A 7,412-nucleotide genomic window follows, 5' to 3' on the forward strand; every position below is an offset into this window, starting at 1 on the left:
TACAACCGGTGACCGGGCGGTTTCGGACCGGCGCAGGCCGTGCTGGCAGATCGCCCACGCGCCGTCGTCGTCGAGGAGCAGGGAGATCGGAACCCGGCGTGGCGCACCGGATTTGCGACCGATGGTCTCGATCTCGGTGGCGAAGGTGGTGCGGATGCCGACCTTGTCCAGCGCGCGCACGGCCGGATTGAGGACGGCGCGGCCGAGGGCGCGTTCGCGCTGGAACTTGCGGGCGGCCTTGGATCGATCGGCGGCCTCGGTGGTGGCTCGGTCAGTGCCGGTGGCCTTGGCGGTGCCGGTGGCCCGGGTGGCGGAGCGCTTGCTGCGGAAGGCGTCGAAACCGTTGCGGCGCAGCATGGTCGCCGCCGTCAGCCACGGCGAGCGGTCCGGATCCGGCTGCTTGCCCGCGCCGATGAGGTGCAGCTGATCGGTGTGCCATTGCAGGTCGAGCGCGCCGTCGAAGGACTTCAGGCTGCCGTTCGCCGCCAGCCGCGGCGGCAGGCCGAGCGAGATGTGCGGGGGCCGTAGGGCTTCGGTGCGCGCGGTCAGCAGATCGGCCGCGGCGGTGGGGATCACGGCGGCGGGACGGCCCAGGCCGACCACATCGCAGGTACCGCTGCCCAGTGCCTCGGACATGGCGGCGTGCGAGCGGAAGCCGCCGGTCACCGCGATCGGCACCGTGCCCGCGGCCTTGCGGGCGGTCTCGGCGTAGTCGAGGAAGTACGCCTCGCGGGCGCGGGTGCTCTCCGACGCGGTGCGCGGGCGGCCCATCATGGCCGGGGATTCGTAACTGCCGCCGCTGATCTCGAACAGATCCAGGCCCTCGCCGGAGAGCTCCTCGATCACCGCGCGCGACTCGTCCTCGGTGAAACCGCCGCGCTGGAAGTCGGCCGAATTCAGCTTGATGCCCAGCCCGAAGCTCGGGCTCACCGCGGCGCGAATGCTGCGCGCCACCTCCACCACGAAGCGCCGCCGCTTGTCCGGATCACCACCCCAGGCGTCGGTGCGCTGATTCGACAGCGGCGACAGGAACTGCGACACCAGATAGCCGTGCGCGCCGTGGATCTGCACACCGTCGAACCCGGCCGCCTCGGCGACCCGGGCGGCCCGCCCGAAGCGGGCGATGATGTCGCCGATCTCGTCCTCGGTCAGCGCGCGCGGCGCGGGCACGCCCGGAATGCCCATCGCGATGGCCGACGGCGCGACCGCGCGGGTGCGGGTGACGATCGGATTGGCTTGCCGCCCCGGATGATTCAGCTGCACCCAGACCTTCGCGCCGCCGTCCTTGGCGACCTTTGCCCAGCGGGTCATGGCGTCCAGGTGCCGTTCGTCCTCCATCGCCACATTGCCGGGTTCGCCGCAGTGGCGGCGGTCGACCATGACATTGCCGGTGACGATCAACCCGTAGCCGCCCTCGCTCCAGCGCCCGTAGAGTCGCTCCAAGCGGATGTCGGGGGCATTGTCGGCGGTCGCGAGCCCTTCGCTGAGAGCGGACTTCATCAGCCGATTGGGGAGCACTTGACCGCTCGCCAGCGGCAATGGATCGTGCAGGGTCGGCGGGGTTGCTGGTGCTGCCATGGTGTGGGTCCCGATTCCTCGTCGAAGGGGTGAGCGGCGGACTACACTGGGTAGACCAATCGGTATATCAAAACGGTAGTACACCGATCGGTATACAGCAAGGAGGAACCGTTCATGGGTGCCCGCGACCGCCTCATCGACAGCGCCATCGCCCTGATGCGCTGCAACGGCATCGCCGGAACCGGCATCGCGCAGCTGCTCGACCACAGCGGCATTTCGCGCCGGTCCATCTACCTGAACTTCCCCGGCGGCAAATCCGAACTGGTCGCCGAGGCCACCCGGGCGGCCGGGCAGGCGTCGAGCGCACTCATCCGGACCATCCTCGCGGGCACCGACCTGGCCAGCGCCATCGCCGCGTTCCCGGGCATGTGGCGGGAGACGCTGGTCTCCACCGATTTCGCCGCGGGCTGTCCGATCGCCGCCGCGGCGGTCGGGCGCTCGGAATCGCCCGAGGCCGCCGACGTGGCGGGGGAGACCTTCACCGAATGGGAGGCCATCCTCGCCCAGCGGCTCGAGGCCGAGAACGTGGCGCCCGAGACCGCGCACTCGCTGGCCACCACCATCGTGGCCGCCGTCGAGGGCGCGGTGGTCATGTCCCTGGCGTCACGCTCCACCGCGCCGCTGGAGCGTGCCGGGAAACAGCTGGCCGACCTGGTCGCCCTGTACACGGGCAAGAAGACCTCGGCCGCTTGACCTTCGTGGGACCTGTCAGAGCAGGCTCAGCCCGCCGTCGATCGTGACAATGGTGCCGGTGGTGTAGCCGGACCGGTCGGAGGCGAGAAATGCCGCCATATCGGCGATTTCGCTCGGATGGGCCGGACGGCCGAACGGGAAGTCGGCGGCCATCCCGGCGAAACGGGCATTGGTCTCGATCAGCGTGGTGATGCGCGCGGTGGCCACCGGCCCCGGATTGATACCGACCACCCGGACGCCGTCGCGCGGGCTGCGGCTGCCCAGTGCGCGGGTGAAGGCCATGAGCGCGGCATTGCCGGTGCTGCCGGCGATGTACTCGGCGTCGGGCCGCTCGCCCGCCGAGCCGATCACGTTCACGATCACCCCGCGCCCGCGCTGCTTCATCTGCGCGTAGATCCGGCGGCTCAGATCGATGTAGCCGAAAACCTTGAGATCCCAGGCGTGCCGCCAGGTCTCGGCGTCGACGGCCTCGAGGGTCCCCGCCGGAATGTCCCCGGCATTGTTGACCAGGATGTCCGCCGCTCCGGCAGCCGTCGCCAATTGCTCGAGCTCCCCGGCCGACCGCAGATCGACCGCCTGGGTGACGACCCGAACCCCGTGCTCCCCGCGCAACTCCTCGCCGAGCTCGTCCAGCCGCTCCTTGCTGCGGGCGGCCAGATGCACATGGCACCCCTCCGCCGCGAGCGTCCGCGCGATCTGCGCGCCGATCCCCGCCGACGCTCCCGTCACGACCGCGGTCCTGCCGTCGAGTCCCAAATCCATTGGCCCAGCTCCTGACTGTCGATCTTGGATGCCAAACGTCGTGGACATTCGACCGGTTCAATTCTTGGTCAAATGTCCACGACGATGGAAGTGCGGTAGGTGGTGATCTGTTCCCGGGCCCGCTACGCGACCGGGGCGGGCTCGAGGCCGGACAGGCCGAGCGCGCGCTCGAAGACGCGGTCGCGCCAGCGCGCCGGGATCCGCGAGAGCCAGACCGCCAGCCGGGCGTCGGTGCCCGCCACATAGCGGGCGCGGGGCCGCCGCGCCTCGACCGCGCGGACGATCGCCGACACCGCGACGCCGACCGGGGCGTAGCGCTGCCGGGCGGCGGCCTGCTCGAAGGCGGCGAGCTGCCGCCGGTACAGCGCGACCGTCCTCGGATCCGCCTGTGTCAGTGCGATATCCGCGGCGGCGGCCGACTTCGTGAAGATCTCGGTCCGCATGGCCCCGAGCTGCACGATCGACACCGGGACTCGCCACGGGGCCAATTCCACCCGCAGTGATTCCGAATACGACTCCAGCGCGGCCTTGCTCGCGCCGATCGGGCCGAGGAACGGGAAGGGCACCCGGGCGCTGGCAGCGCTGACATTGACCACGCGCCCACCGCCCGCACGCAACAGCGGGCCGAAGGCTTGGATGACGCGCACCGGTCCGTACACGTTCACCTCGAACTGCCGATGCCATTCGCTGATCGGGACCAGTTCGGTCGGGCCCTGGACGAGCACGCCCGCGTTGTTGACGACGGCGTGAATCCCTTGTCCGTCTTGCTGTTTCGCCACCTGTTCGGCGGCCGCGGCGACGCCGTCGGAATCGGTGACATCGAGGGTGAGCTGGGTGATGCCGGTGGCATCGAGCTCCGGCGTCGCGGTGCGGACGCCGGCGTAGACGTGAAATCCCTTGGTGGCCAGCGCCAGTGCGCAGGCGCGGCCGATACCGCCGCTCGCGCCGGTGAGCAGGACGGCGCGGGGGTGGGTGGCTGGTGTCATGTGGAGCCTCGGATCGAATCGCGGTTGATACGCATTACCCGGGTATAGGTACAAGGGTACATGTCCCAAGGGACATGTCAACGCCTGCGGATCTCCCGGGAAGATTCGAATACCCCTGTGGGCTACAGGTTTTGCTTGTCCTCGGCCAGCTCGTCGCGCGCCCACTCGGCCCATTCGGCCAGCGCCTCATACAACCGGATGCCCGCCTCGACCGCGATGCGCTTGGACTTGTCGTGCGGATCGGTCCCGTAATCCCCGCGATCCTTCGCCAAGGTCAGCTCGCGGTACATGGCCGCGGTGTCGCCGAAGAACTTGCCCTCACGCTCGAGATGCTCGTCCAGATCCTTCGGCTCCATCAGCCAGAAGAAGAACGAGCGCAGCAGCGGTTCGAGTCGCAGGGTGTGATCGACCTCCTCCTCGACCAGCCAGCGTCGGACCTCCGCCAGCCCGGTCTCGGTGATCCGGTACGCCTTTCGGCCGCGCGCGCCCTCGCTGTCGAGTTCGATCAGGCCCGCCTCGGCCAGCTTCCCCAGTTCGGCGTAGATCTTCGGATGTCGGGCGGGCCACACCGGCCCGAGCGCTTCCTGGAATCGCTGCGCCAGGTCGTACCCGCTCGCGGGGCCTTCCGCCAGCAATCCCAACAGCCCGTGCCGCAGCGACATCCCGCACCCTTTCCTCGAACCCGCCCCCCATCATCACATTCGTCTATCGTGCCCCGGCCTCGGCGAGCGCCTGCCGGATCTCCGCCAGTTCCGGAATCGAGGCGCTGGCACCCAGTTTCGTCGTCGCCAGCGCACCGGCCGTACACGCCCACGCCAGCGCCGTCGCCGGGCCCTCGTGCCAGTGCGCGGCCAGTGCGCCGGTGAAAGTGTCGCCAGCGCCGGTGGTGTCGACCACTCGCACCGCGACACCGGGCTGCGACAGCGTCTTTCCGTCTCGGCCCCGATACGACGCCCCGGCCGCACCGAGCGTGGTGATCACATGGGGTACTGCGGCGAGCGCGCCCGCCAACTGCTCGCCTTCGCCCTCGTTCACCACGGCGACGTCGACTTCCGCCCACACCTCGGCCGGAAGTTCCCGCACCGGTGACGGATTCAGCATCACGACGGTCCCGTTGGCCCGCGCGTGCCGGGCCGCGGCCAGCACCGTCGCCACCGGAATCTCCAACTGGCACATGAGCACATCCGCGTCGGCGATCGTCTGCCGTTCGGCCGCGGTCAGGTCCGTCAGCCGCCCATTGGCCCCCGCCACCACGATGATGGTGTTCTCGCCGCCACCGTCCACCACGATCGTCGCGATGCCGCTCGGTCCGTTCACCGTCCGCAAGCGGGAAACGCCGACCCCGGCCTCGCGCAGCACCTCTCGCAGCGCGGTCGCGAAGACGTCATCACCGACGGCTCCCACGAAATCGACGTCGGCTCCGGCCCGTCGCGCGGCGATCGCCTGATTCGATCCCTTGCCGCCGGGCACCAGCGCGAAGCCTTGTCCGGACACCGTCTCCCCGAGCTGCGGCCGCCGCCCCACGGTCGTCACCAGATCCATATTGATACTGCCCACCACCGCGATTCGCGCCATGCCCCGGACCCTAGTCGGGCTCGGTCGGCAACGGTTCCAGCGCCACCGGCTAGGTCGCGGACTTCGGCGAGTGATGGGGTTCTAGGGGTGGGCTGGCGACGGCGGAGAAGGTCTTGCATTCGGGTTCGCAGTCGGGCGGGGCCTGGCGCAGGGCGTCGTCGCGGACGGTGAAGAAGGCGAGGGCGGCGGCCGCGACCATGAGGATGACCGAGGTGAGGATGGCCAGGCGGAAGCCGTGGGCGAAGGCGGCGGGGTCGGTGTAGGCGGAGCCGGTGAGACCCGCGAGGGGTGGGATGGCCGCCACCGCGAGCAGACCGGCGGCGCGGGCGACCGCGTTGTTGACGCCGCTGGCCACGCCCGCGTGGCGCTCGTCGGCGGTGGCGAGGACGGTCGCGGTGAGGGGCGCCACCGCGAGGACCAGGCCGAGACCGAAAACCATTGCGGCGGGCAGGACATCGAGCAGGTAGGAGGTGTGGACGCCGATCCGGGTCATGAGCAGCATGCCCGCCGCGGCCAGCAGGACGCCGATGGTGATCGGCCAGCGGGGGCCGATGCGCTGGGCCAGTGCTCCGGACCGTGCGGAGAACAACAGCATGAGGATGGTGACCGGGAGCATGGCGGTGCCCGCGGCGATCGGGCTGAACCCGGACACCACCTGAAGGGTCAGCACCAGCAGGAAGAAGACCACGCTCATCGCGCCGTACATGACGAAGGTGACCACGTTGATGGCGCTGAACTGCTTGGACGCGAACACGTCCACGGGCAGCATGGCACCGGGATCCTGATCGGCGCGCGAGCGCCGCCGCTCCACCACCACGAAACCCGCCGCGGCCGCGATGCCCGCGATCGCGCTGCCCCACACCAGGATCCGGTTCGCGTCGTGCACGGGGGCCATGGTCAGCGCGTAGGTGATCCCGGCCAGGCATCCGGCCGCCAGCACCGCGCCCAGCACATCGAACCTGCCGTGCGCGGACTCGTCACGGGTTTCCGGCACATGCCGCGCCGTCACCGCCACGACCACCGCGGCGAGCGGAATATTGAGCAGGAACACCCACCGCCACCCGGCCGCCTCCACCAGCCAGCCGCCCAGGAACGGCCCGATGGCGCCCGCGACACCGCCCAGCCCCGACCAGGCGCCGACCGCCTTGGCGCGTTCGTCGGGCCGGAACGAGGCCTGGATGATGGCCAGTGATCCGGGTGTGAGCAGCGCGCCACCCACCCCTTGCAGCGCCCGCGCCGCGATCAGCATCGAAACATCCTGCGCCGCACCGCACAACGCCGAGGCGACGGCGAACCACACCACGCCGATCAGGAATACGCGTCGCCGCCCGTACCGGTCGCCCAGCGACCCGCCGAGCAGGATCAGCCCGGCCAACGTGAGCGTGTAGGCATTGACGGTCCATTGCAGATCCGCCATGGAGGCGCCGAATTCGTCGCCGATCCTGGGCAGGGCCACATTGACGACGGTGGCGTCCAGCATGGCCATCCCCGAACCGAGGACGGTCGCGAGGAGAACCCATCGGCCGGTGCCCGAGGACAACCGGATGCTCGCGGTCATTGGCCCACGGTAGCAAGTTTCGCGGTGTGCGCAGGGGATCTGAAGCTGTCCTGAAGAAGGCCGCGCAACACTGGGGATCCGGCGGCGGGTCGACTTGAATCATCTTCGCGCTCCGCGACTTTCGGAGCATTCCCCCTGATGAAGGTGATTTCGCCATGAGTACAGCCGTAATTCGACGCACCGCCACCCGCGGTCTGCTGGTCCTCGCGGTGCTGTCCGCGCCGCTGGCCGGCGCGGGCCTGGCCACCGCCGACCCGGTC

7 protein-coding genes are annotated in these 7,412 nt (G+C 70.0%); 1 reads left to right on the plus strand and 6 read right to left on the minus strand.

Features of this window, described 5'->3' with window-relative positions; all coding sequences use genetic code 11:
• Positions 1–1,578: oxidoreductase (locus tag ACWELQ_RS32075; RefSeq protein ID WP_452400775.1), on the minus strand; the 1,578-nt coding region annotated here is incomplete at its 3' end.
• 114 nt (positions 1,579–1,692) lie between these two features.
• Between ACWELQ_RS32075 and ACWELQ_RS32080 the strand changes: the two genes are divergently transcribed.
• Entirely contained in the window at positions 1,693–2,271 is a 579-nt protein-coding gene (locus tag ACWELQ_RS32080) for a TetR/AcrR family transcriptional regulator (RefSeq protein ID WP_452400776.1), read from the plus strand.
• A gap of 15 nt (positions 2,272–2,286) precedes the next feature.
• Here the strand turns inward: ACWELQ_RS32080 and ACWELQ_RS32085 are convergent, their stop codons facing one another.
• From ACWELQ_RS32085 to ACWELQ_RS32105, 5 genes are all read right to left on the minus strand, one after another.
• Positions 2,287–3,033: a short-chain dehydrogenase/reductase gene (locus ACWELQ_RS32085; protein ID WP_452400777.1), complete on the minus strand. Its 747-nt coding sequence runs from the start codon at positions 3,031–3,033 to the stop codon at positions 2,287–2,289.
• A 122-nt stretch (positions 3,034–3,155) separates the two neighbouring features.
• The gene (locus tag ACWELQ_RS32090; RefSeq protein WP_452400778.1) at positions 3,156–4,019 is read right to left on the minus strand and encodes an SDR family oxidoreductase; all 864 of its coding nucleotides are present in this window, start codon (positions 4,017–4,019) and stop codon (positions 3,156–3,158) included.
• 122 nt (positions 4,020–4,141) lie between these two features.
• On the minus strand, positions 4,142–4,681 hold the full coding sequence (locus ACWELQ_RS32095) for a PadR family transcriptional regulator (protein WP_452400779.1): 540 nt from the start codon (positions 4,679–4,681) through the stop codon (positions 4,142–4,144).
• Positions 4,682–4,724: 43 nt separating this feature from the next.
• Positions 4,725–5,594, minus strand: coding sequence for a ribokinase (locus ACWELQ_RS32100; RefSeq protein ID WP_452400780.1), 870 nt, complete (start codon positions 5,592–5,594; stop codon positions 4,725–4,727).
• Positions 5,595–5,643: 49 nt separating this feature from the next.
• A complete protein-coding gene (locus ACWELQ_RS32105; protein ID WP_452400781.1) occupies positions 5,644–7,152 on the minus strand; it encodes an MFS transporter in 1,509 nt (502 codons plus the stop codon).
• Positions 7,153–7,412: the final 260 nt, after the last annotated feature.

It is taken from the genome of Nocardia sp. NPDC004722, assembly GCF_053601505.1.

Excerpts from the sequence above, each read along its gene's own strand:
- ACWELQ_RS32080 (WP_452400776.1), top strand. The coding sequence starts at position 1,693 with ATGGGTGCCCGCGACCGCCTCATCGACAGCGCCATCGCCCTGATGCGC.
- ACWELQ_RS32085 (WP_452400777.1), bottom strand. The coding sequence starts at position 3,033 with ATGGATTTGGGACTCGACGGCAGGACCGCGGTCGTGACGGGAGCGTCG.
- ACWELQ_RS32090 (WP_452400778.1), bottom strand. The coding sequence starts at position 4,019 with ATGACACCAGCCACCCACCCCCGCGCCGTCCTGCTCACCGGCGCGAGC.
- ACWELQ_RS32095 (WP_452400779.1), bottom strand. The coding sequence starts at position 4,681 with ATGTCGCTGCGGCACGGGCTGTTGGGATTGCTGGCGGAAGGCCCCGCG.
- ACWELQ_RS32100 (WP_452400780.1), bottom strand. The coding sequence starts at position 5,594 with ATGGCGCGAATCGCGGTGGTGGGCAGTATCAATATGGATCTGGTGACG.
- ACWELQ_RS32105 (WP_452400781.1), bottom strand. The coding sequence starts at position 7,152 with ATGACCGCGAGCATCCGGTTGTCCTCGGGCACCGGCCGATGGGTTCTC.